This is a genomic window from Pseudomonas sp. RL (genome assembly GCF_000647775.1).
GTDB lineage: Bacteria > Pseudomonadota > Gammaproteobacteria > Pseudomonadales > Pseudomonadaceae > Serpens > Serpens flexibilis.
The window spans coordinates 94,511-118,290 of record NZ_JBOY01000028.1 but is presented as its reverse complement, the minus strand read 5'-3'; the positions used below and the strand labels follow the sequence as shown (position 1 = coordinate 118,290).

The window sequence follows — 23,780 nt, the reverse complement described above, 5'->3', positions numbered from 1 at the left end:
TGAACAGAGTTTCGCTGCTTGCCGCCGCCCTGTTGTTGCCCATGCCTGCTTGGGCGGGCCCCTCCTCCGGAGAACGCGGAGCGGGTGGAGCGTGGCCGCTACCTGGTACAGATCGCCGGCTGCAACGACTGCCACACCGAGAATTATCTGCAGGCGCCGGATCAGGTTCCGGAAAGTGCCTGGCTGCTGGGCGCAGGACTGGGGTGGAGCGGCCCGTGGGGGACGACCTATGCCAGCAACCTGCGCCTGCTCCTGCCGCAACTGAGCGAAGCGCAATGGTTGCAACTGGCTCGCAACGCCAACTATCGACCCCCGATGCCCAATCACGCGCTTCGTCTGATGAGCGACCAGGATCTGCTGAGCATCCATCGCTTCGTCAGCCATCTCGGACCGGCCGGCACGCCGGCACCCGCCTTCGTACCGCCACCCGGCAAGCCTGCCGGGCCGCTTGTGGTATTTCCTTCCCCCGCTCCCTGAGCCAGCAAACGGTCATAAAAAAACCGGGGCCCCTTCAGGCCCCGGTCCCGGTCACGCAGATCGAACGGACTGTCATTCGACCTGCGCTTCCACCTCGGCTTCCACGCGACGGTTGATGGCGCGGCCGGCCTCGGTGGCGTTGTCCGCCACCGGACGAGTTTCGCCATAGCCGATCGAATCCACGCGGTTGCCCGAAATGCCGTACTGGTCGACCAGTACGTTGCGCACGGAACGTGCGCGGCGGTCGGAGAGGTCCTGGTTGTAGGCCTCGGTACCGATCGAGTCGGTGTGGCCTTCCACCACGGTGGTCGTTTGCGGGAACTGTTGCATGAATTCCGCCAGGTTGCGGATATCGTCGTAGCTGTCCTCGCGCACCACGTCCTTGTCGAAATCGAACTTCACATCCAGTTCGACCCGCACCGTCTCAGGAATGGGCTCAGCTTCGACCACAGGCTCATAGACCGGCTCGGGCTCGGCCTGGGCAACTTCCTGACGACCACCGCCGAAGTTCAAGCCTACACCGACGCCTGCCATCCACTCGCTGTTGCCCTGGTCGATGTTGTGCATGCCATCCACCCCGGCCCGGGCGAAGAAGTTCTCGCTGAAGTAGACCTTCACCCCCGCGCCGACGTTGGCGAAGGTGCTGCGGTCTCGCCCGCTGCGCTCCGCCTGGCCGATGCTCTGGTGGGCCATACCGGCCGACAGGTAGGGACGTACGCCAGGGCCCGGCTCACCGAAGTGATAGACCGCATCTAGCGAGGTCAAACTGCCCTTGATGTTCTTGTAACGCCCATCGACCGTGACCGGATCGTCCGAGGTGAGATCGTGGTATTCGCCGTGAGAAATGCCCAGGGAGACGTCATCCGTGAGGAAGTAGCTAGCCCCGGCCCCGTAAAGCTCGCCTTCGCTTTCGATGTTGCGGCGGCTATCGGGGTAGTACTGCTTGGCAAACACTTCCACCTCGACGGCGCCCTGGCCCTGAGCCAACGCGTGCGCGGAGGTCGCGGCGACAACAGCACCAATGACCGCGCCTAAGGTGTTTTTGAGCCTCATCCGTAAATCCCCATCTGAATGGTATGGATGGCTCCCCAGAAACAGGGGAGTCACCATTCAGAGAGGCGGATGGGTTACAAAGTTTCCGCGCTGGCGAATTTTTCGCGCATACGGTCCAGCGCGCGCTTGTAGCGCATCTTGGTGGCGCTGAGGCCCATGTGCATGATGTCGGCGATTTCCTGGAACTCCAGCTCGGCGACAAAACGCAGGATGAGGATTTCCCGGTCGATGGGATTCACATGCACCAGCCAGCGATCCAGGCCACCCTTGTCCTCGACTTTCGGTGTCTTCTCCTCCGAGGCCTCTTCCATGGGTTCCAGGCTGAGGGCATCGATTAGCCGACGTTTACGCCGCTCCTTGCGGTACTGGGTGATGCACTCGTTGTAGGTGATGCTGTACAGCCACGTCTTGAACTTGGACTTGCCTTCGAAGTTTTTCAGGCCGTAGAGCACCTTGAGCATCACTTCCTGGCAGACGTCATCGGCGTCCCGATCGTTACCGAGATACCGCGCACAGACGTTGAACAGCGTGCGCTGGTAGCGCCGCATCAACTCTTCGTAGGCGCGGGTGATATGGAAGAGTTCCTGGTGCGCGCGCGCCACCAGCTCTTCGTCAGAGAGCTCGCGGGGGTCGTAGCGCTGGCCGGGGTGCTGGACTTTGTTCAAAACGAATCGTCGGCGATTGAGGCGGATGCGCGGCGAGCGACCGGGCGGTCGTCGCGGCGCAATAAGATAACAGGATTTGCCGCCTCAACGGCTGTTGACGCGATGTTCGAGCAGCGTCTTATTGGCTATTGACACCAAATCCCCATCCGAGGTGACCAGGATGGTCTTCACCGTACCGATTTCCTCGATCTGCCCCTGGATGTCGCCGACCTGGATATCCTGGCCCACCTCATACAGCTCGCGCACGTAGATGCCGGCGAGGATCTGCCCGGCGATCTCGCGGCTGCCCAGCCCCAAGGCCAGCGCAGCGGCCAGGCCGACCGAGATCAGGACGATGGCAATGACGGTGTTGAGCAGGTCGGTCTTCACCTCCAGCTGGCCGATGGCCACCGAGATACTGATGATGATGACCATGGCCTGGGCGACACGACCGAGACTGGCAGCGTAATCCAGGCCCACGCTTTCCGCGGCTCCGCGCACCAGGCCGTTGACCAGTTGCGCCAGCAGCACACCGGCCAGCAGTACCAGGGCTGCACCGAAGACCTTGGGCAGGTACAGGGCAAACACGTCGAGGGTAGCTGAGACACGTTGCAGGCCCAGGGAATCGGCAGCCGACACCAGGAACACCAGCAGCACGAACCAGTAGACGATCTTGCCGATCAGGGTGGAAACCGGCACCTGGATGCCGATGCGCGCCATCATCTTGGTCAGGCCGGTGCCGGCCATCAGTCGGTCCAGGCCCAACTTGGCCAGCAACTTGGACAGCAGCGTGTCCAGCAGCTTGGCCACCACGAAGCCCAGCAACAGCACCACCAGGGCGCCAAACAGGCGCGGGATGAAAGCCGCCACCGAGCCCCACATGGTGCTCATGGCGTTGACGAGGCTCTGGGTCCAGGGATCGAATTCCATCTTCATTCAGCCTTTTCAGCACAGCGTTTGGTGGCGGCATGGCCCGATTCCACGTTCCGGGAACCGGCATTCAGCGCGATCATCAGGGCCTCGAACCAGTTGCCCATCAGCGAGAACAGATCGCCGACGCCCACCTGACGATTGGCGGTCTTGAGCACGCGATCGAGGGTCGCATCGTCGTCATGCTGGGACGACGGTGCGTTCTTGAGCAGATCACGCAGGGATTCTTCGAAGGGGTCGTGCATGCGCACCTCCGCGGAGTACAAACGGGTAGACGCGGCGGGACAACCGAGGGTCACAGCAGGGCAAGCGCTCCGGCCAGAGGCGCGGAGCGCTAAGATCCGATCGAACCTACTCGGGCATGCTCAGCGGTTCAGGGGAAACGATGATGCCGTTGTTGTCGGCATACACGTACTGGCCAGGGCGGAAGGTCACGCCGGCAAAGGTAACGACCACGTTCAGGTCGCCAATGCCGCGCTTGTCGGTTTTCATCGGATGGCTCGCCAGCGCCTGGATGCCCAGCTCGGTCTGCGCCAGCACGTCGACGTCGCGTACGCAGCCGTAGACGATGATGCCTTCCCAGCCATTCTTCGCCGCCTTCTCGGCCAGCATGTCGCCCAGCAGGGCGCGACGCAGCGAGCCGCCACCATCCACGACCAGCACCTTGCCTTCACCGGGCAGGTCGACCTGCTCCTTGACCAGCGAGTTGTCCTCGAAGCACTTCACGGTGACGATCTGACCACCGAAGGAGTCGCGGCCGCCGAAGTTGGCGAACATCGGCTCGACGACCTGAACCAGATCCGGGTAGGCGTCGCACAGGTCAGGGGTGACGTATTGCATGCTGAACTCCTTGAGATGGTGCTGCTGCGGGGGCGCACATCTTAGCCGCAGCGATCCCCTTTAGCACAGGGCTTCGCGCGTGGCACACCCCTGAACTTCCGCCGAGGTGCTCGCCTGGCGCCGCAGCCAGTCGGTCAGCAATGGCCAGACCTCGCGTTGCGCCGTCTTGCTGATGAGCATTTCCACATGGCCGAAGGGGCTGGAGAAGCCATTCCGGGGGCCGAGGCACAGGTGCTCGCGACTGGCCGAACCGAACTGGCGCAGCAGACGCTCGCAAGCCGCCGGCGGATCCTGACGATCCCCCTCGGCGGAAACCGCCAGCACCGGAATATGCACCGTGGCCAGGCCCTGCCACCAGTTTTCCCGCCCGCAGCCGAAGCGACCGAACAGTCCATGCCAGCGCAGGGCGTCGCGCGCCACGCCGATCGGCTCGTCCTCGGGTCCGCGCCCCAGTCGCATGCCGGACAGATGCGGCAGGCAGCCCAGCAGCAAGTGCCCGCCCCACTCCACCGGCGGAAACTTCAACGGCAGGTACAAGCGACTGACCTGACTGCCGAACAGCGCCAGCGAGGCTGCGCTGTGCTGGTCCAGATAACCACCACCCGCGGCAGCGGCGAGCACCACCCCGCCGAGCGAATGGCCCATCCAGTGCGGTGTCTGCCCGGTCTGTTCCATGACGAAGGCGGCGATGGCGGGGAGGTCGTAGCGCGCATAGTCGACCACTCGATTGTGCCGGTAGCTCCGGTTGCGCGGCGAAAGACCATGCCCGCGCATTTCCGGAATCCACACATCGAAGCCGGCCCGGGCCAGGTGCGCGCCAAAACCAATGCCCTTGGGCGAGTACCAGAAACGCCGGTTGGTGAAGGTGCCGTGCAGCAGGATCACAGGTACGCCCCGGCCCCCCTGTACATCGGCGCGCCCCAGGCGGGTGACCGCCAGCTCGACGCTGGCATCGGGACTGTTGCGTGGTTTGAGAAGGTAGACGTCCTCGCTCAGGTCGCCGCGGAGTTCGGCGCCGAGCAGGGAGACAGGAAAGAGTCGGCTGCTGCTTTGCATTACGGGTTCTATCGCGTGGATATGAAAAGGGCGGGTTCAGACCCGCCCTTCCAGTATGGTCAAAGCGCTCAGATTTGCCCTTCGGCGAGGAAGAACCAGGTATCAAGAACGGAATCCGGATTCAGCGACACGCTCTCGATGCCCTGCTCCATCAGCCAGCGGGCCAGATCCGGGTGGTCGGATGGGCCCTGGCCGCAGATGCCGATGTACTTGTCCGCCTTGCGGCAGGCCTGGATGGCACTGGAAAGCAGCTTCTTGACCGCCGGGTTACGCTCGTCGAACAGGTGGGCGATGATCCCGGAGTCGCGGTCCAGGCCCAGGGTCAGCTGGGTCATGTCGTTGGAACCTATGGAGAAACCGTCGAAATACTCGAGGAACTCGTCGGCCAGCAGCGCGTTGGAGGGCAGCTCGCACATCATGATCACGCGCAGGCCGTTCTCGCCGCGCTTGAGGCCGTACTGGGCCAGCAGGTCGACCACTTGGGAGGCTTCGCCGAGGGTACGTACGAACGGCACCATCAGTTCGACGTTGGTCAGGCCCATCTCGTCGCGCACCTTGCGCATGGCCCGGCATTCCAGCTCGAAGCAATCGCGGAACGATTCGCTGATGTAGCGCGACGCGCCACGGAAGCCCAGCATCGGGTTCTCTTCCTCGGGCTCGTAGAGCTTGCCGCCGATCAGGTTGGCGTATTCGTTGGACTTGAAGTCCGACAGGCGCACGATGACCTTCTTCGGCCAGAAAGCGGCGGCCAGGGTGCTGACCCCTTCCACCAGCTTCTCGACGTAGAAGCTCACCGGATCGGCGTAGCCGGCGGTGCGCTTCTGCACGCTTTCCTTGATGTCGGCCGGCAGGCTGGCGAAGTTCAGCAGCGCCTTGGGGTGCACGCCGATCATGCGGTTGATGATGAACTCCAGGCGCGCCAGGCCGACACCGGCGTTGGGCAGCTGGGCGAAATCAAAGGCGCGGTCCGGGTTGCCGACGTTCATCATGATCTTGAACGGCAGCTCGGGCATGGCATCGACGGAGTTCTTGCGTACGTCGAAGCCCAGCTGGCCTTCGAAGATGAAGCCGGTATCACCTTCGGCGCAGGAGACGGTGACGCCCTGGCCGTCCTTCAGCACGTGGGTGGCATTGCCGCAGCCCACCACCGCCGGAATGCCCAGCTCGCGGGCAATGATCGCCGCGTGGCAGGTACGGCCGCCGCGGTTGGTGACGATGGCGCTGGCGCGCTTCATGATCGGTTCCCAGTCCGGGTCGGTCATGTCGGAGACCAGCACGTCGCCCGGCTGCACCTTGTCCATCTCGGACACGTCGTGGATCACGCGCACGGGACCGGCGCCGATGCGCTGGCCGATGGCGCGGCCCTCGACCAGCACGGTGCCCTTTTCCTTGAGCAGGTAGCGCTCCATGACGGTGGCGCTGGCGCGGCTCTTAACGGTTTCCGGGCGGGCCTGCACGATGTACAGCTGGCCGTCGTCACCGTCCTTCGCCCATTCGATGTCCATCGGGCGGCCGTAGTGCTTCTCAATGATCAGCGCCTGGCGTGCCAGGTTGGCGACCTCCTCGTCGCTGATGGCGAAGCGCGCGCGCTCCTCGCGGGCCACGTCGACGGTCTTCACCGACTTGCCGGCCTTGCCTTCGTCGCCATAGACCATCTTGATGGCCTTGCTGCCCAGGTTGCGACGCAGGATGGCCGGGCGGCCGGCTTCCAGGGTCTGCTTGTGCACATAGAATTCATCGGGGTTCACCGCGCCCTGCACCACGGTCTCGCCCAGGCCGTAGGCGGCGGTGATGAACACCACGTCACGGAAGCCGGACTCGGTATCCAGGGTGAACATCACACCGGCGGCGCCGGTTTCCGAACGCACCATGCGCTGTACACCGGCGGACAGGGCCACCAGCTTGTGGTCGAAGCCCTGGTGCACGCGGTAGGCGATGGCGCGGTCGTTGAACAGAGAGGCGAACACTTCCTTGGCGGCACGGATCACGTTGTCCACGCCACGGATGTTCAGGAAGGTTTCCTGCTGGCCGGCGAAGGAGGCGTCCGGCAGGTCTTCGGCGGTGGCCGAGGAGCGCACGGCAACCGCCATATGCTCGTTGCCGCCGCTCATTTCGGCGAAGGCCTTGCGAATGTCGGCGTCCAGCTGGGCGGGGAATTCGGCCTCCATCACCCACTGGCGGATCTGCGCGCCGGTCCTGGCCAGGGCATTGACGTCATCGACGTCCAGCGCATCCAGCGCGGCGTGAATACGATCGTTCAGACCGCTTTGCTCGAGGAAATCACGATAGGCCTGGGCCGTGGTGGCGAACCCGCCGGGGACGGAAACACCGGCACCCGCCAGGTTGCTGATCATTTCGCCCAGGGAGGCGTTCTTGCCCCCTACCCGCTCGACATCGTGGTTGCCGAGCTTATCGAGGGAAACTACGTACTCAACCAAGGTGATTTCTCCACGCTGTAGGGGAATGCTGCCAGCGGATTGTGTCCGCACCGGTGTGGCCTGCCCCGGGGAAATAGGTAAGAATGCCAGCCGTCTAGCTATGGCACAGCCCGGCTATGATAGCCAAGAATCGCTTTCACCTTAAGGCTTTCGGCGTATGAAACGAACCGCTTTCTTCATCTCTGACGGAACAGGCATCACCGCCGAAACCCTTGGACAGAGCCTGCTTGCCCAGTTCGAGAACATCCAGTTCCAGAAACTCACCCGCCCCTACATAGACACGCCCGCCAAGGCTCAGGCCATGGTTCAGCAGATCGATCTGGCCACCGAGCGCGACGGTTGCCGGCCGATCATTTTCGATACCATCGTGAACCAGGAGATCCGCGACATCTTGGCGCAGTCGAGTGGCTTCATGATCGACATTTTTTCCTGTTTCCTGTCGCCGCTTGAGCAGGAATTGAGCGCCAGCTCGTCCTATTCGGTGGGCAAATCGCACGCCATCGGCCACTCCGCCAACTACATGGAGCGCATCGAGGCGGTGAACTTTGCCCTCGACAACGACGACGGCGCCCGCACCCACTACTACGACAAGGCCGACCTGATCCTGGTGGGCGTGTCACGCTGCGGCAAGACGCCCACCTGCCTGTACATGGCCATGCAGTACGGCATCCGCGCCGCCAACTATCCGCTGACCGAAGAGGACATGGAGCGCTTGCAACTGCCGGCAGCCCTCAAGGTGCACAAGCAGAAGCTGTTCGGCCTGACCATCGACCCGGACCGGCTGACCGCCATTCGCCATGAGCGCAAGCCCAACAGCCGCTACGCCAGCTTCGCCCAGTGCGAGTTCGAGGTGCGCGAAGTGGAGAAGCTGTTCCAGCGCGAGAACATCCCGTGCCTGAATACCACGCATTTCTCGGTGGAGGAGATCTCCGCCAAGATCCTGGTGGAGATGGGCGTGGAGCGCCGTCTCAAGTAGAGCGCCCGAACAAACGAAAAAGCCGGCCCCAGGCCGGCTTTTTCGTTCTCGCAAACAGGTAATCAGAACGCGTCGCCCGGCACCCGCACCCAGCCTTCCATGAGGATGCGCGCGCTGCGGCTCATGATGGCCTTGGTCACCGTCCAGTTACCGTCGATCTGCTTCGCTTCGGCACCGACTCGCAGCGTGCCGGAGGGATGGCCGAAGCGCACGGTCTGGCGCTCACCCCCGCCGGCAGCCAGGTTCACCAGCGTGCCGGGCACCGCCGCCGCCGTGCCGATGGCCACCGCGCAGGTGCCCATCATGGCGTGGTGCAGCTTGCCCATGGACAGGGCACGCACCAGCAGGTCGACCTCGCCGGCCTCGATGGTCTTGCCGCTGGATGCCTTGTAGGTTTTCGGCGGGGAAACGAAGGCAATCTTCGGCGTGTGCTGGCGGGTCAACGCCTCTTCGGCCGTCTTGATCAGCCCCATGCGCAGCGCACCGGCCACGCGGATCTTTTCGAAGCGCGCCAGCTGGGCGGGGTCGCCGTTGATGTCCTCGCGCAGCTCGGTGCCCTGGTAGCCGATGTCCTCGGCGTTGACGAACACCGTGGGGATGCCGGCGCTGATCATGGTGGCCTTGAAGGTACCGACGCCGGGCACTTCCAGGTCGTCGACCAGGTTGCCGGTGGGGAACATCGAGCCGCCCTCCTCGCCGTCGTCGGACGGGTCGAGGAATTCCAGCACGATCTCCGCCGCCGGGAAAGTCACCCCGTCCAGCTCGAAATCGCCGGTCTCCTGCACCTGGCCGTTGGTGACCGGCACGTGGGCGATGATGGTTTTCTGGATATTGGCCTGCCAAATGCGCACCACGCAGGTGCCGTTCTGGGGAATGCGCGCAGGATCGATCAGCCCGGCGTGGATGGCGAAGGCGCCGGCCGCGGTGGACAGGTTGCCGCAGTTGCCGCTCCAGTCGACGAAGGCCTTGTCGATGGAGATCTGGCCATAGAGGTAATCCACGTCGTGCCCGGGCTGGCTGCTCTTGGACAGGATCACGCACTTGCTGGTGCTGGAGGTGGCGCCGCCCATGCCGTCGATGTGCGCGGCATAGGGATCGGGGCTGCCGATCACGCGCATGAACAGCTGGTCACGGGCCGCGCCCGGCACCTGGCAGCGCTCGGGCAGGTCCTGCAGACGGAAGAACACGCCCTTGCTGGTACCGCCACGGATGTAGGTGGCGGGGATTCGAATCTGAGGTTGATGAGCCATTACGCTGCTCCAGATGAAAAGTGAAGCGGCCCCTCAGGGCCGCCTCGTTCGTTGCTTAGGCGTTGCCTTCCAGGAAGTCCTTGGCGAAGCGCTGCAACACGCCGCCCGCCTCGTAGATCGACACCTCTTCGGCGGTATCCAGGCGGCAGGTCACCGGCACCTTGAGGCTTTCGCCGTTAGTGCGGTGGATGACCAGCGTCAGGTCGGCACGCGGCTTGCGCTCGCCGATCACGTCGAAGGTTTCGGTGCCGTCGATGCCCAGGGTCTTGCGGGTGGTGCCCGGCTTGAACTCCAGCGGCAGCACGCCCATGCCGATCAGGTTGGTGCGGTGGATACGCTCGAAGCCCTCGGCGACGATGGCTTCCACACCGGCCAGACGCACGCCCTTGGCCGCCCAGTCGCGGGACGAGCCCTGACCGTAGTCGGCGCCCGCGATGATGATCAGCGGCTGCTTGCGCTCCATGTAGGTCTCGATGGCTTCCCACATGCGCATGACGGTGCCTTCCGGCTCGACACGCGCCAGCGAACCCTTCTTCACCTGGCCGTCGACCACGGCCATCTCGTTGACCAGCTGCGGGTTGGCGAAGGTGGCGCGTTGCGCGGTCAGGTGGTCGCCACGGTGGGTGGCGTAGGAGTTGAAGTCCTCCTCCGGCAGGCCCATCTTCGCCAGGTATTCGCCGGCGGCCGAGTCGGCCAGGATGGCGTTGGACGGCGACAGGTGGTCGGTGGTGATGTTGTCCGGCAGCACCGCCAGCGGGCGCATGCCCTTGAGGGTGCGCTCACCGGCCAGCGCGCCTTCCCAGTACGGCGGACGACGGATGTAGGTGGACATCGGGCGCCAGTCGTACAGCGGGCTCTTGGCCTCTTCCACGCTGCCCAGGTCGAACATCGGGATGTAGACCTGCTTGAACTGCTCCGGCTTGACGCAGGCGGCGACGATGGCGTCGATCTCTTCGTCGCTCGGCCACAGATCCTTCAGCGTGATGGCCTTGCCGTTCTTGTCATGGCCCAGCACGTCCTGCTCGATGTCGAAGCGTACGGTACCGGCGATGGCGTAGGCGACCACCAGCGGCGGCGAGGCCAGGAAGGCCTGCTTGGCGTACGGGTGGATGCGGCCGTCGAAGTTGCGGTTGCCGCTCAGGACAGCGGTGGCGTACAGGTCGCGGTCGATGATTTCCTGCTGGATCTTCGGGTCCAGCGCGCCGGACATGCCGTTGCAGGTGGTGCAGGCGTAGGCGACGATGCCGAAGCCGAGCTTTTCCAGTTCCGGCAGCAGGCCGGCTTCTTCCAGGTACAGCTTGGCGACCTTGGAACCCGGCGCGAAGGACGTCTTCACCCAGGGCTTGCGCACCAGGCCCAACGCGTTGGCCTTCTTGGCCACGAGGCCGGCGGCGACCACGTTGCGCGGGTTGGACGTGTTGGTGCAGCTGGTGATGGCGGCGATGATCACCGCGCCATCGGGCAGCAGACCCTTTTCCTCTTCGGCGCGCGCGGCGGCCAACATGGCTTCGTCGGCGATGCCGCGCTCATGCAGTGCCGAGGTCGGCAGGCGCTTGTGCGGGTTGCTCGGGCCGGCCATGTTGCGCACGACGGTGGACAGGTCGAAGGTCAGCACGCGCTCGTACTCGGCGCCTTCCAGCGCGGTCGCCCAGAGGCCGGTAGTCTTGGCGTAGTTCTCGACCAGCGCCACCTGCTCCGGCTCGCGGCCGGTCAGCTTGAGGTAGTCGATGGTCTGCTGGTCGATGTAGAACATCGCCGCAGTGGCGCCGTATTCCGGGCACATGTTGGAGATGGTGGCGCGGTCGCCGATCGACAGGCTGTCGGCACCTTCGCCGAAGAACTCCACCCAGGCACCCACCACGCGCTCCTTGCGCAGGAATTCGGTCAGGGCCAGCACGATGTCGGTGGCGGTGATGCCCGGCTGGCGCTTGCCGGTCAGTTTGACGCCGACGATGTCGGGCAGGCGCATCATCGAAGCGCGGCCGAGCATCACGGTCTCGGCTTCCAGGCCGCCGACGCCGATGGCGATCACGCCCAGGGCATCCACGTGCGGGGTATGGGAGTCGGTGCCGACGCAGGTGTCCGGGAAGGCCACGCCACCGCGGGCCTGGATCACCGGCGACATCTTCTCCAGGTTGATCTGGTGCATGATGCCGTTGCCGGCGGGGATCACGTCGACGTTCTTGAATGCGGTCTTGGTCCACTCGATGAAGTGGAAACGGTCTTCGTTGCGGCGCTCTTCCACGGCGCGGTTCTTCTCGAACGCGTCCGGGTCGAAGCCGGCGTATTCGACGGCCAGCGAGTGGTCGACGATCAGTTGGGTCGGCACCACCGGGTTGACCTTGGCCGGGTCGCCACCCTGTTCGGCGATCGCGTCACGCAACCCCGCCAGGTCGACCAGCGCGGTCTGACCGAGGATGTCGTGGCAGACCACGCGGGCCGGATACCAGGGGAAGTCCAGGTCGCGCTTGCGCTCGATCAGCTGCTTGAGCGCATCGGTCAGCAGCGCCGGATCGCAGCGGCGCACCAGCTGCTCGGCCAGCACGCGCGAGGTGTACGGCAGTTTTTCGTAGGCGCCGGGCTGGATGGCGTCGACCGCCGCGCGGGTGTCGAAGTAATCCAGCGCGGTGCCGGGCAGGGATTTGCGGTATGCGGTGTTCATGCCATGGACTCGATGGGGTAATGGGTAAAACGGAGCAGGCAGGGCCCGTCAGCGGGCCCTGCCTTCCCCAATCAGCGCTGCGCCATGGGCGGCACGGCGCGCGGCTCGACACCGATGTACTCGGCGCTCGGGCGGATGATGCGGTTGTTGCTGCGCTGTTCGAACACGTGGGCGGCCCAGCCGGTAACCCGCGAGCAGACGAAGATCGGGGTGAACAGCTTGGTGGGAATGCCCATGAACCGGTAGGCGGAGGCGTGGTAGAAGTCGGCGTTGGGGAACAGTTTCTTGCGCTCCCACATCAGCTCGTCGATGGCCACGGAGATCGGGAAGATCATGGTGTCGCCGACCTCCTCGGCCAGTTGCTTCGACCAGACCTTGATCACCTCGTTGCGCGGGTCGGAAATGCTGTAGATCGCGTGACCGAAGCCCATGATCTTCTCCTTGCGCTCCATCATCCGCTCCAGCTCGGCGACGGCTTCGGCCGGCGTCTTGAAGCGGTCGATCAGGTCCATCGCTGCCTCGTTGGCGCCGCCGTGCAGCGGGCCGCGCAGCGAACCGATCGCACCGGTGATGCAGGAGTACAGGTCGGACAGGGTCGAGGCGCAGACGCGACCGGTGAAGGTCGACGCGTTGAATTCGTGCTCGGCGTAGAGGATCAGCGAGACGTTCATCACCTTGCGGTGCAGCTCGCTGGGTGACTTGTCGTGCAGCAGGGCGAGGAAATGGCTGGCCAGGTCCGGCTCACCGGTGACGCAGTTGATGCGCACGCCATCATGGGTGTAGCGGTACCAGTAGCACATGATCGCCGGGAAGGCCGCCAGCAGGCGGTCGGCGATGTCGAGCTGCTGCTCGAAGCTGTGCTCGGGCTCCAGGGTGCCGAGCATCGAGCAACCGGTGCGCATCACGTCCATGGGGTGGGCGTCGGCAGGAATGCGCTCAAGCACTTCCTTGAGCGCCTGCGGCAGGTCGCACAGCCCCTGCAGGCGGCGCACATAGGCCTCCAACTGGGCGGCATTGGGCAGTTCGCCGTAGAGCAGCAGGTAGGCGACTTCCTCGAACTGACAGTCCTTGGCCAGCTCACGCACATCGTAGCCACGGTAAGTCAGGCCGGCGCCTTCCTTGCCAACGGTGGACAGGGCGGTCTGTCCGGCGATCTGCCCACGCAGACCCGCACCGCTCAGTACTTTTGCTTCAGCCATTGCTCGCTCCTTATTGAATTTGTTCTGGATACTGCAAATTGCCTCAGGCGCGACCCAGGCTGATGGGCCGCACGGTTCTCTTCCTCAGCCCTTCTTCTGCGCAAACAGCGCGTCGAGACTCTGCTCGTAGGCGTGGTAGTTGATGCGGTCGTACAGCTCCATGCGCGTCTGCATGGTATCGATCACGTTCTTCTGGGTGCCGTCGCGGCGAATAGCGGTATAGACGTTCTCGGCAGCCTTGTTCATGGCGCGGAACGCCGACAGCGGGTAGAGCACCAGGGAGACGTCCACGGAGGCAAGCTCCTCGGTGGTGTACAGCGGCGTGGCACCGAATTCGGTGATGTTGGCCAGGATCGGCGCTTTCACGCGGTCGGCGAAGGTCTTGTACATGGCCAACTCGGTGATCGCCTCGGGAAAGACCATGTCGGCACCGGCCTCGACACAGGCGGCGGCACGATCCAGCGCGGCGTTCAGACCTTCCACGGCCAGCGCGTCGGTGCGCGCCATGATCACGAAGCTGTCATCGGTGCGCGCGTCCACGGCCGCCTTGATGCGGTCGACCATTTCCTGCTGCGAGACGATTTCCTTGTTCGGGCGGTGGCCGCAGCGCTTGGCACCCACCTGGTCCTCGATATGGATGGCGGCGGCGCCGAACTTGATCATCGACTTGACGGTGCGCGCCACGTTGAAGGCCGAGGCGCCGAAACCAGTATCCACATCCACCAGCAGCGGCAGGTCGCAGACGTCGGTGATGCGACGCACGTCGGTCAGCACATCGTCCAGGCCGGTGATGCCCAGATCGGGCAGGCCAAGCGAGCCGGCAGCCACGCCGCCTCCGGAGAGATAAATGGCCTTGAAGCCGGCGCGCTTGGCCAGCAGCGCGTGGTTGGCGTTGATGGCGCCCACCACCTGCAGCGGATGTTCAGCGGCCACGGCGTCTCGGAAGCGCTGACCGGGGGTGTTGGAGCTCATGCGTCACCTCTGCTTTGGTTGTCTACCTGTTGTTCCACGTTGCGGCGCGAAGCCGCGATATGTCGGCGCATCAGCAGCTCGGCCAGTTCGCCATCGCCCTCGGCAATGGCTTCGAGAATCCGCTGATGCTCGGCGAAGGCCTGGTGCGGCCGATTCGGCGTGCTGGAGAACTGGATGCGGTACATGCGCACCAGTTGATAGAGATCGCCGCACAGCAGCTGGGACAGCGTGGCATTGCCGCTGGCCTGAATAATGCGGTAGTGGAAGTCGAAGTCGCCTTCCTGCTGGTAGTACCCGCGCCCGGCCTGGAAGGCCTCGTCGCGCTCGTGGGCATCCAGCACCCGGCGCAGTTCGTCGACCTCGGCGCGGGTCATGCGCTGCGCGGCCAGGCGACACGCCATACCTTCGAGGGACTCCCGGATCTGGTACAGCTCCACCAGCTCGCGGGTACCCAGCGAGACCACTCTGGCGCCAGCGTGGGGAACTCTCACCACCAGGCGCTGTCCTTCCAGCCTGTGAATCGCTTCACGCAACGGCCCGCGGCTGATGCCGTAGGTACGCGCCAGCTCAGGCTCGGAGATCTTGCTGCCGGGCTTGATCTCTCCACTGACGATGGCGGCCTGGATACGACGGAACACCTGCTCGGCCAGGGTTTCGCCTTCTTCCGCCACAGACAGCAAGGCTGGTGGGAGCCACTCATTCATTGTCGACAATCCATTTACTAGATGTCTAAAAAATACTCAAAAAAACGGGTCAATGCCAGATCTCAGCAGAAGATTGTCAACATGAACCCTGCCAAGCCATGCCACCTTGGTCGAGTTGTCTTTCCACCACCCGGTTCACGATCCGCCAGGCGCCGGACTTCCGGCGCCATGGTAGAATTCGCCCCGCTTGTTCCAGGGGGCGTCTCTGCATACCTTCTCCCGCGTTCCACGCGCTTGCCGGTCCGCAGCTGACTCCGGTCGGTTCAGAACCGCCACTGCCTGTACTCCAAGACCTATGAGAATTACGCCTCCCCTCCTTTTCTGCCTGTTGCTCGGCCTGGCCACTGCCAGCACCGCCGATCAGAAAACCATCTATGGTTTGAACGAATACGCCCGGATCATGGATTTCGATCTGGAACTGCCCGCCAAGCTCGACACCGGAGCCATGACCGCCTCGCTCAGTGCCCATCACATCCAGCGCTTCGAACGCGACGGGGAAACCTGGGTGCGTTTTCAGCTTGATAATGGTGACGCGGAAGGCAAACCGATCGAGCGCCCGGTGTCACGCATCAGCCGGATCAAGCGGCGCGCGGGCGATTTCGATCCTGAAGAAGGCAAAAGCTACACCGCGCGCCCGGTTATCGAGCTGCAGCTGTGCATGGGCCAGACCCTGCGCACGATCGAAGTGAACCTGACCGACCGCAGCGCCTTCCAGTACCCCCTGCTGATTGGTTCTGACGCGCTGTCCGAGTTTGCGGCCCTGGTCGATCCCAGCATTAAATACGTGGCCGGCAAGCCTGCCTGCCCTGCCCCAGAAACAACTCCCGGCGAGTAAACAGCTCCATGCGCTCACTGACTCTGCATCTGAAAATTCTCATCACCGTGCTGGTGACGCTGGGGGTGCTGACTACGGCCTACCAGATCTTCGTGCTCGGCATTCCATTGACCGAAGACGAAACCGCGGACCTGTGGAACATCGACGCCCGGGTGGAACTCCAGGCCAACCCCCGCGAGCCAGTGAAGGTGCAGATGTTCGTGCCGCCGCCGGCAGCCAGCCATGTCAGCCTCAACGAGAGCTTCATCTCCAACAACTATGGGGTCAGCGTCAACCGGGTCGATGGCAATCGCCGGGTCACCTGGTCGGCCCGGCGCGCCAGCGGCGATCAGACCCTGTACTACCGGATGGTGCTGACCAAGCGCTACGGGGGTGAGCAGAGCGAGGAAAAAGGACCGATCTTCCGCGAAAGCATCCCGGTCGAAGGGCCGGAGAAGATCGCCGCCGAAGCGCTGCTGGCCCCCATCCGCCAGCACTCCGCGGATGTGGAGACGTTCATCAGCGAGACCATCAAGCGTGTCAACAACCTGAACGACGACAACGTCGGCCTGCTGCTGGGCGGCGATCGCTCCACGGCAAATAAAGCCCGCGTCATCGATCTGCTGCTGTCCATTGCCCATGTACCCATGGAGCGCGTGAACACGATCCGCCTGGCCAATGGCATCGCACAGACCCCGGAGCTGTGGCTGCGCAGCTACAACGGCACCCAGTGGCTGTACTTCAATCCGGAGACCGGCGAGCAAGGCCTGCCGGCAGACCGGCTGATCTGGTGGTTTGGCGAAGAACCGCTGATCAGCGTGGAGGGCGGGCGCAACCCGCAAGTCGAATTCACGCTGAACAACAGTCAGATCAACGCCATCCGCCTGGCGCAACTGTCGGACGCTCAGGCCCAGGCGGGTTTCCTCGAGTACTCCCTCTACGGGTTGCCGCTGCAGACCCAGCAGACCTACCAGATCATGATCATGATCCCCATCGGCGTACTGATGATCCTGATCCTGCGTAACCTTGGCGGCTTGCAGACGCTGGGCACCTTCACACCAGTGCTGATCGCCCTGGCTTTCCGGGAAACCCAGCTGGGATTCGGCATCCTGCTGTTTACCCTGGTCACGGCGCTGGGCTTGATGCTGCGTTCCTACCTCGAGCACTTGAAACTGCAGATGCTGCCGCGGTTGTCCGTGGTGCTGACCTTCGTGGTGGTGCTCATGGCGGTGATCAGCCTGCTGAGCCACAAGCTGGGCCTGGAGCGCGGCCTGTCGATCGCCCTGTTCCCCATGGTGATCCTGACCATGACCATCGAGCGCCTGTCGATCACCTGGGAAGAACGCGGCGGCGCGCACGCCTTCAAGGTCGCTATCGGCACCCTGGTGGCGGCCACTCTGGCCTACCTGCTGATGACCATTCCGGAGCTGACCTACTTCGTCTTCACCTTCCCTGGCGTGCTGCTGATCATGGTTGCCTTCATGCTGGCGATGGGTCGCTACCGCGGCTACCGGCTGACCGAACTGTTCCGCTTCAAGGCTTTCCTGAAGGACTGACACCATGCTGGGACTCTGGAAAACCTGGAAGGCCCTGGATGCCAAGGGCATCATGGGCATCAACCGCCGCAACGCGGATTACGTGCTCAAGTACAACAAGCGCAGCCTTTACCCCATCGTCGACGACAAGATCCTCACCAAACAGCGCGCGCTGGAAGCGGGGATCCATGTGCCGGAGATGTACGGGATCATCGAGACCGAGAAGCAGATCGAAGGGCTCGACCGCATCATCGGTGGGCGCAACGACTTCGTGATCAAGCCAGCCCAGGGCGCCGGCGGCGACGGTATCCTGGTGATCGCCGACCGCTTCGAGGGGCGTTACAAGACGGTGTCGGGGCGCATCATCAGCCATGAAGAGATCGAGCAGCAGCTGTCGACCATCCTGTCCGGCCTCTACTCCCTGGGTGGTCACCGGGACCGCGCACTGATCGAGTACCGCGTCACTCCGGACCCGATCTTCAAGAGCATCAGCTACGAGGGCGTGCCGGACATCCGCATCATCGTGCTGATGGGCTATCCGGTGATGGCCATGCTGCGCCTGCCCACCCGCCAGTCCAATGGCAAGGCCAACCTGCACCAGGGCGCCATCGGTGTCGGCGTGGACCTGGCCACCGGCATCACCCTGGGCGGCACCTGGCTGAACAACAAGATCGTCCGTCACCCCGACACCGGCAACGCGGTGGATGGCGTGCAGTTGCCCGACTGGGACGGCTTCATGCGCCTGGCCGCCGGTTGCTATGAGCTGTGCGGGCTTGGCTACATCGGCGTCGACATGGTGCTCGACCAGGACAAGGGGCCACTGATTCTCGAGCTCAACGCACGACCCGGCCTGAACATCCAGATTGCCAACAACTGTGGCCTCACCCTGCGCACCCAGGCGGTCGAGGCGCATCTGGAAACCCTGCGCAAGGCAGCCGTGACCGAAACTCCGGAGCAGCGGGTACGCTTCGCCCAGGAAGTGTTCGGGCACGTGAAGCCCAGGGACTGATCAACGCAGCACGGTGAGTTCGAAGCTGCCGTCCTCGGCATGGCGATGGACCTGCACACCGGCCTCGTTCAACTCCAGGGACTGCAGCGGGCGCTTGTAGGGCCGGTTGTCCAGCGTTTGCCGGGCCCGGTCCTCCTCGGTGGTCAGCAACAGGACGTAGCGCTCGCCGCGACCCCCGAAAACCGGCACCACGCCCTCCAGGAAGGCGTAGCGGTGCCAGCTTTCCGGATGCAGAGTGGACACCGCCTCGCTCACCAGACGCGTGGGGCGGCGCGACTCATCGAGAAACAGCAGCGACGGATAGACCAGTTGCCGGTTGGCGAAACTGCGCACCCGCAGACCATAACGCTGCGCGGAGCGCGGCAGCTTGATGGCCACGTAACGGCTGTTAAGGTGCGGCAACCTGAGACGCGGCGAGAACCGATTGAACTCCTCGTAACGGGGCTCTTCGGTCGACAGTTCGATGAAGTCGCTTTCCGCCAGCTGCTCGCAACAACGCTCCAGCAACTCCCGGTGCAACTCGGTCATCCCGGCCGCGGACTCCTGCGGCTGCCAGGCCAGTGCGGGCTGACCATCCAGACTGGGCAGCAGGGGCGACGGTCGGCTGAACGCTACCTGCCGACCTTCGCTGTATTCAACCGGTGCGGCGGCCGGCCCGACGGGGCCGCCGCGCTGGCCAACCGGCGAGTTGCGCACCCGCCCCTGATCATCGACCCAGGTGAAATAGGCACCTGCGCGATCATCCGCCTGGAAGTTGCGGCCTTCCAGCCATTCCGAATCCACATAGTCACCCTCCAGCGGATCGCGGCCGGATACCTGCGTATCGGCCGGCGCGGTCGCCGAAACATGGAAACTGCTCTGCAACGCGCCACTGGCATCTACCCAGGTGAAGTAGCGGCGCTTGGCCTCATTGCTGCCCGGAGCGTTGTTGGCCCAGCCGGCACCATCCCGACTGTTCGCTTCCGGGGTAGGTCCGCTTCGCCAGAAGCCACCGGCAGCACCCTCAGCCTGGATGAAGGTGTTATGGACACGTCCCTGGTCATCCAGCCAGGTCAGATAGCGCCCCTGCCCCGCCTCGACGGGCAGGGCCAGGATCACCCACAACAGCGGCAGCCAGTTGCGCATCTCGACTCTCAGAAGGTCGTCCGGTAACTGATCGAGAAGATATACGCCTCAACCTTGGTCTTGATATCCAGGTCGGCATACGGGTTGTAGACCATGTCCAGCAATCCCGAGCAGTTCACGTTACAGCTGGTGCCGGCGGGAATGTCCTGCTTGCTGATCAGGTAGTTGAAGCCGATATCGATCTCCGTATCCTTGTCCCAGCGATACCCGGCACCGATGCCGTAAAGGTCGGCATCGCCCAGCGGCGCGAGGATATCCGCCCGATCACTCGGGATGGATGAGCTACGCGGTTCATAGCCCACCCGCAGGCTGAGACGATCGTTGACGTCGTACTGCACGCCCAGGGCCCAGCTCCACACCGACTCGTAGCCGCGATCCAGGATGATCGAACGGTTGGTGGCGTTGTCGGGCGCAAACAGCATGGCAATGGTCAGCAGATCCAGTTGACGGTCGAACTCCAGCTCCAGGTTTTCCCAGCTGCCGTAGTCGGTCCATTTCACGTCGAAATTGACCTGCCAGCGCGGCAAGGGGCGGACCTTGATCCCGGTGGAAAAATGCGCCGGATGGGTCACATCCAGGGAGACGTTGCCTTGCTCGTTCTCCCAGACGCCGTCAGGTGTGATGCTGGTGAAAATGGCGCCAAACAGTGAACTGTCGAGGCCCCTCCAGAAGTTCTGCCAGTTGTCGGTGTACTCGACGCGGTACTTGCCCTGCAGGCGCATCTTCGCTTCGCTCTGGTAGACGGCCCCCAGGGAGAACCACTCGGTCGGTTCCCAGAGGAAACCCAGGTTCCAGGTCGGCGACAGCGTCTGCTGCATGTCGACGTCCAGGTTCGCCAGGTCGGTGAAGGGACCAAAGGGCGCGCCACACAGGTTGATCAGCACATCCATCGGGTTGCCCTCGATGGTGCAGAGCGCATCCTGAACCGCGGCCACCACACCGGTGAGCATGCCTGGAGCCCGGAAATCCTGCTTCAGGGCCAGCGCCTGGTGGGAAAACCCGACCGAAAGCCCCACGGAGAACTCATCGTTGACCTGGTAGGCCACCGAAGGCGAAAAGTAGGTGATGCGCTGCAGCGCGATTTCCTGCCCCATGTAGCGGCCCGGATCATCCTTGTCGCGCCGAAAACCGACCGCCTGCGGGGTATACACGTTGGTGGCGAAGGTGAACTTCGACCCCGGCGGATTGATGGAGACCCCGGCCAGCGGCGCGACCAGCACCGGCACATCGACCGTCCCGCCCAGACCGGGCAGGTACATGGTGGAGGTGGTGGTGCGACTGCGGCTGCCCGCGATCGGATCGTTCTTGAAGTTGAAGAAGTTGTCGCCGTAATGGGGCGGCGCATCGAACTCGGCACGGATATCCATCACCCCGGTCACCAGCTTCAGCGCGGTCTGGCGACCCTTGAGCTTGGAAAGCGCCGCCGGGTTGTAGTGCACCGCATCGATACCGCTGGAATCGGCGGTAATGGCGTTGCCCAGCGCCATGGCCTTGGGGTTGCCCACGGTCAGGTTCTGGGAAAACTGCGCCTGGCTTTCCATTGCCCAGAGCAAGGTCACCCCGGCAATCGCGCGCGCAAGCGGCGAAAATCGCTTTTTCATGGGCTGTCCGCCTGCGCGTTATCGGGCCTTGAGGCCTTTGATATCCAGGGGCATGGAGAACCCCAGTAGGACATCCGGCGAATCCTCGGTCAGACCGAAACCGGCGTTGACGTTGACGATGCGATCCGGCGAGGTTCGCAAGCCCAGCGAAAAGTTCATGACAGCGCTGGTCTGCTCGTTGCCGTCACCGGAAACATCCGCGAAGCGAAACTTGGGCTTCAGGCTGTGGGCCATCTGGTAGGAGGTGGCCAGCGACACGTCATAGGACAGGGCGTAGGCAAAGCCCATGCTGAGCGAGAAGGTGGCGCCGGGGTAAACCTCTTCCAGCAACCGTCCACCGCGCACCTGGTCGATGTCCTTGATGGGCGCGTTGTAGGCGTACCCCAGCGAACCGAAGAGCACGACCGGGTCGAGGACATGGGAGACGTTGGCCCCCAGACCTAGGCTGTAGTAGCCATTGCCGGTCGACAGATCTCGGTTGATGTTGATGTCATAGGGGCTTTCCCCGGTGGGAAAGCCGAGGTTCGCGTAGAACGTGGTAACGGGGCGTCCGCGCACCGAGTTCCAGGGCTGCCAGCGCAGACTGGTGGAGAGATCGCCGATGCTGTAGACGTCGAGATCGCGCTCGGTATCGTACTTGGCCACCAGTGGCAGGCGCACGCTGAAGGTCAGGTTGTCCCAGACACCGTAGTCGAAGGTAAAGGCGTTGGTGAAGCTGTGCTGAGCCTCGCTCTGGCCAATGACGCTGTAACTCGGCACACCCTGGCTGTCCTGGTTCGTGCGCACCGTCTGGATGGCCATGTCGCGGGTCAGTGAATAGTCGAAACCGTAAGTGAGGGTCCGCTCCCCCTTCTTGAGCAGGGTGTAGCTCTGTTCGGCCGCCTGGAATACTTCTTCCAGCGCCTTGGTGCTGTCCGCGTCGTCTTCTTTCTTGCTCAGTGCTTCCCGGGCCTGCTCGACACTGCTTTCCTCGGCATAAACCTGCCCCGCGCTGACCAGCGAGATGATCGCCAGCCACGCCAGTCCCCGAACTCCCATGGCCTACCCCTTGTTATTTTTGAATTACGGGTCGCGCGTCCCCTGCGCGATCTGTGCTTGCTATTTGCGGCGGATGTAATGGGTTTCTCGCAGTTGACCCGCGGACCCGATTTCGGTCGCCTGGTTCTCGGTGAATTTGGCCAGAACCGGGAACTCCCGAAATGCCAGCAGGCTGGTGGTCCTGTCATCGACCAGACGCATGTCTGCGTCGCTGAGGGCAAGCGCGTTCACGGGCGGACGCTCGCCCGGATACACGATGAACACGACATTCTGATCCCAGACGTCCTGAAATCGTGTCTGGGTAAAACTGATGTTGCCCAGGGCCGGATCGGCCACATAAACCCGACCTTCCTGAACCTTGCGCAGCACCACGAAATGTTTGAAACCGGCATATTCGATCGGAACGATCGCCGGATGCTCCAGGGTCACCAGATCCTGGAAGTCGGCACGGAAACCGCCGCTCTGGTAGCCCAGCGCCGCCGTGAGCCGTTTCATGTCCAGCAGCGAGAAGCCACGCCGTTCGGCGATCTTGTCGGCCTCACCATAATGGAGGAGCCCTTCCATGACCTGGCGTTCATCCAGATTGAGCCCCAGGTAATAATCCAGCACCGTGGTCAGGGCTGCCGAACCACAGCTGTAGTCGTAAGCCTGGCGGACGACGTTGCGATACTTGAGCTGACTCAGTGGCTCGACCACCACCGACTCCCGCACCGGGCCGGCGACCGTCATGCCGTGACTGACATTCACGCCGCCTTCGGGCACTGTCCGGGTGTCAACGGCCTCGGTGAAGCCCCAGACAGCCAGCAGGCTACCCAGCAGAATTTCTATCATTGCTGTTCTCTCGATCCAGGAATCCGCCGGTTGCCCGGCGGATTGTCAGGCGCGTGCCCGGGGATCAGTGACCCCAGATCCGCAGCTGGGTACCGGCCATGTTCTGGTCGATGATGGCCAGGGAGCCCAGGCTGGCACCGGTATCACCCACACGGATGGCGCCGATGGACACCTGACCGGTCATTTCCGGCAGGGTGATCTGCAGCTGATCGGTAGCGGTACCGGAAATATCAGTGGTAACCACGTCAATCATCAGCGGGTTGTCGTCAGTGATGCTGAAGCCGGTCATGGAGACGTTTTCCAGACGCAGGGTGCCGCTGCCGGAAGCATCGTTGTCGGTGTAGACGATGGCGCCGATGGTGCCATTGAAGTCACCGGCAATGCTGATGCCGTCCTGACCGCTGATACCTGCCAGGGAAGCGTCGTCCAGGGCGCGCAGATCGGCCTGAGCCATGAACGGAGCGGCGAGAACAGCGGCAGCCAGAGCCAGTTGGTTCAATTTCATTGTTGTTATCTCCAGAAGGTTCGGTTCGCTAGGGATCATCCCAGAAGCTGTCGCGGCACCCGCCTCGACAGCAGGAGCGCTTCGTCTCGCCTGCCGCAGCACCTCGGTCGACAGTCGGATA

At 63.5% G+C, this 23,780-nt stretch carries 22 protein-coding genes; 5 read left to right on the top strand and 17 right to left on the bottom strand.

What is annotated here, in order from left to right:
- Positions 1–84: 84 nt before the first annotated feature.
- Positions 85–477: a cytochrome C gene (locus AS93_RS0106100; protein ID WP_139181977.1), complete on the top strand. Its 393-nt coding sequence runs from the start codon at positions 85–87 to the stop codon at positions 475–477.
- Positions 478–549: 72 nt separating this feature from the next.
- On the opposite strand, the gene AS93_RS0106095 is transcribed toward AS93_RS0106100, so the two are convergent.
- From AS93_RS0106095 to ppsA, 7 genes are all read right to left on the bottom strand, one after another.
- Positions 550–1,530: an OmpA family protein gene (locus AS93_RS0106095; RefSeq protein WP_027589781.1), complete on the bottom strand. Its 981-nt coding sequence runs from the start codon at positions 1,528–1,530 to the stop codon at positions 550–552.
- Between the two features lie 74 nt (positions 1,531–1,604).
- A complete protein-coding gene (gene sigX, locus AS93_RS0106090) occupies positions 1,605–2,195 on the bottom strand; it encodes an RNA polymerase sigma factor SigX (protein WP_027589780.1) in 591 nt (196 codons plus the stop codon).
- 84 nt (positions 2,196–2,279) lie between these two features.
- Entirely contained in the window at positions 2,280–3,104 is an 825-nt protein-coding gene (locus tag AS93_RS0106085) for a mechanosensitive ion channel domain-containing protein (protein WP_027589779.1), read from the bottom strand.
- A 2-nt stretch (positions 3,105–3,106) separates the two neighbouring features.
- Positions 3,107–3,349, bottom strand: coding sequence for a hypothetical protein (locus tag AS93_RS0106080; RefSeq protein WP_027589778.1), 243 nt, complete (start codon positions 3,347–3,349; stop codon positions 3,107–3,109).
- A gap of 106 nt (positions 3,350–3,455) precedes the next feature.
- Positions 3,456–3,944: a ribonuclease E activity regulator RraA gene (gene rraA / locus AS93_RS0106075; RefSeq protein ID WP_027589777.1), complete on the bottom strand. Its 489-nt coding sequence runs from the start codon at positions 3,942–3,944 to the stop codon at positions 3,456–3,458.
- Between the two features lie 60 nt (positions 3,945–4,004).
- Complete coding sequence (locus AS93_RS0106070) at positions 4,005–5,000, bottom strand: alpha/beta fold hydrolase (protein WP_027589776.1); 996 nt, start codon at positions 4,998–5,000, stop codon at positions 4,005–4,007.
- A 68-nt stretch (positions 5,001–5,068) separates the two neighbouring features.
- Positions 5,069–7,438, bottom strand: coding sequence for a phosphoenolpyruvate synthase (ppsA, locus tag AS93_RS0106065; RefSeq protein WP_027589775.1), 2,370 nt, complete (start codon positions 7,436–7,438; stop codon positions 5,069–5,071).
- A gap of 157 nt (positions 7,439–7,595) precedes the next feature.
- On the opposite strand from ppsA, the gene AS93_RS0106060 reads away from it, so the two are divergent.
- On the top strand, positions 7,596–8,414 hold the full coding sequence (locus AS93_RS0106060) for a pyruvate, water dikinase regulatory protein (RefSeq protein WP_027589774.1): 819 nt from the start codon (positions 7,596–7,598) through the stop codon (positions 8,412–8,414).
- Positions 8,415–8,476: 62 nt separating this feature from the next.
- Here AS93_RS0106060 and prpF read toward each other — a convergent pair whose 3' ends face one another.
- The 5 genes from prpF to AS93_RS0106035 all read right to left on the bottom strand — a co-directional run bounded on the left by prpF (position 8,477) and on the right by AS93_RS0106035 (position 15,201).
- Entirely contained in the window at positions 8,477–9,664 is a 1,188-nt protein-coding gene (gene prpF, locus AS93_RS0106055; protein WP_027589773.1) for a 2-methylaconitate cis-trans isomerase PrpF, read from the bottom strand.
- 55 nt (positions 9,665–9,719) lie between these two features.
- Complete coding sequence (gene acnD, locus AS93_RS0106050; RefSeq protein WP_027589772.1) at positions 9,720–12,326, bottom strand: Fe/S-dependent 2-methylisocitrate dehydratase AcnD; 2,607 nt, start codon at positions 12,324–12,326, stop codon at positions 9,720–9,722.
- 71 nt (positions 12,327–12,397) lie between these two features.
- Entirely contained in the window at positions 12,398–13,525 is a 1,128-nt protein-coding gene (gene prpC, locus AS93_RS0106045; protein WP_027589771.1) for a 2-methylcitrate synthase, read from the bottom strand.
- Positions 13,526–13,609: 84 nt separating this feature from the next.
- The gene (gene prpB, locus AS93_RS0106040; RefSeq protein WP_027589770.1) at positions 13,610–14,497 is read right to left on the bottom strand and encodes a methylisocitrate lyase; all 888 of its coding nucleotides are present in this window, start codon (positions 14,495–14,497) and stop codon (positions 13,610–13,612) included.
- On the bottom strand, positions 14,494–15,201 hold the full coding sequence (locus AS93_RS0106035) for a GntR family transcriptional regulator (protein WP_037008614.1): 708 nt from the start codon (positions 15,199–15,201) through the stop codon (positions 14,494–14,496). Before AS93_RS0106035 ends, prpB begins: the two co-directional genes overlap by 4 nt.
- A gap of 295 nt (positions 15,202–15,496) precedes the next feature.
- On the opposite strand from AS93_RS0106035, the gene AS93_RS0106030 reads away from it, so the two are divergent.
- The 3 genes from AS93_RS0106030 to AS93_RS0106020 are packed head-to-tail and all read left to right on the top strand — an operon-like array spanning position 15,497 to position 18,559.
- Positions 15,497–16,036: an ATP-dependent zinc protease gene (locus AS93_RS0106030; RefSeq protein WP_027589768.1), complete on the top strand. Its 540-nt coding sequence runs from the start codon at positions 15,497–15,499 to the stop codon at positions 16,034–16,036.
- Positions 16,037–16,044: 8 nt separating this feature from the next.
- On the top strand, positions 16,045–17,571 hold the full coding sequence (locus AS93_RS0106025) for an inactive transglutaminase family protein (RefSeq protein WP_027589767.1): 1,527 nt from the start codon (positions 16,045–16,047) through the stop codon (positions 17,569–17,571).
- Between the two features lie 7 nt (positions 17,572–17,578).
- Positions 17,579–18,559 carry an alpha-L-glutamate ligase-like protein gene (locus AS93_RS0106020; protein ID WP_162172918.1) on the top strand — a complete coding sequence of 327 codons (981 nt, stop codon included), beginning with the start codon at positions 17,579–17,581 and terminating at the stop codon, positions 18,557–18,559.
- Here the strand turns inward: AS93_RS0106020 and AS93_RS0106015 are convergent, their stop codons facing one another.
- From AS93_RS0106015 to AS93_RS0105995, 5 genes are all read right to left on the bottom strand, one after another.
- Positions 18,560–19,684, bottom strand: a complete 1,125-nt coding sequence (locus tag AS93_RS0106015) for a MalM family protein (RefSeq protein WP_027589765.1) — start codon at positions 19,682–19,684, stop codon at positions 18,560–18,562. It lies immediately after the preceding gene.
- Positions 19,685–19,692: 8 nt separating this feature from the next.
- Positions 19,693–21,285 carry an outer membrane protein transport protein gene (locus AS93_RS0106010; RefSeq protein ID WP_027589764.1) on the bottom strand — a complete coding sequence of 531 codons (1,593 nt, stop codon included), beginning with the start codon at positions 21,283–21,285 and terminating at the stop codon, positions 19,693–19,695.
- Between the two features lie 18 nt (positions 21,286–21,303).
- Positions 21,304–22,323 carry a transporter gene (locus AS93_RS0106005; RefSeq protein WP_027589763.1) on the bottom strand — a complete coding sequence of 340 codons (1,020 nt, stop codon included), beginning with the start codon at positions 22,321–22,323 and terminating at the stop codon, positions 21,304–21,306.
- A gap of 60 nt (positions 22,324–22,383) precedes the next feature.
- Entirely contained in the window at positions 22,384–23,154 is a 771-nt protein-coding gene (locus tag AS93_RS0106000) for a C39 family peptidase (RefSeq protein WP_027589762.1), read from the bottom strand.
- 64 nt (positions 23,155–23,218) lie between these two features.
- On the bottom strand, positions 23,219–23,659 hold the full coding sequence (locus AS93_RS0105995) for a DUF6160 family protein (RefSeq protein ID WP_027589761.1): 441 nt from the start codon (positions 23,657–23,659) through the stop codon (positions 23,219–23,221).
- Between the last annotated feature and the right edge of the window lie 121 nt (positions 23,660–23,780).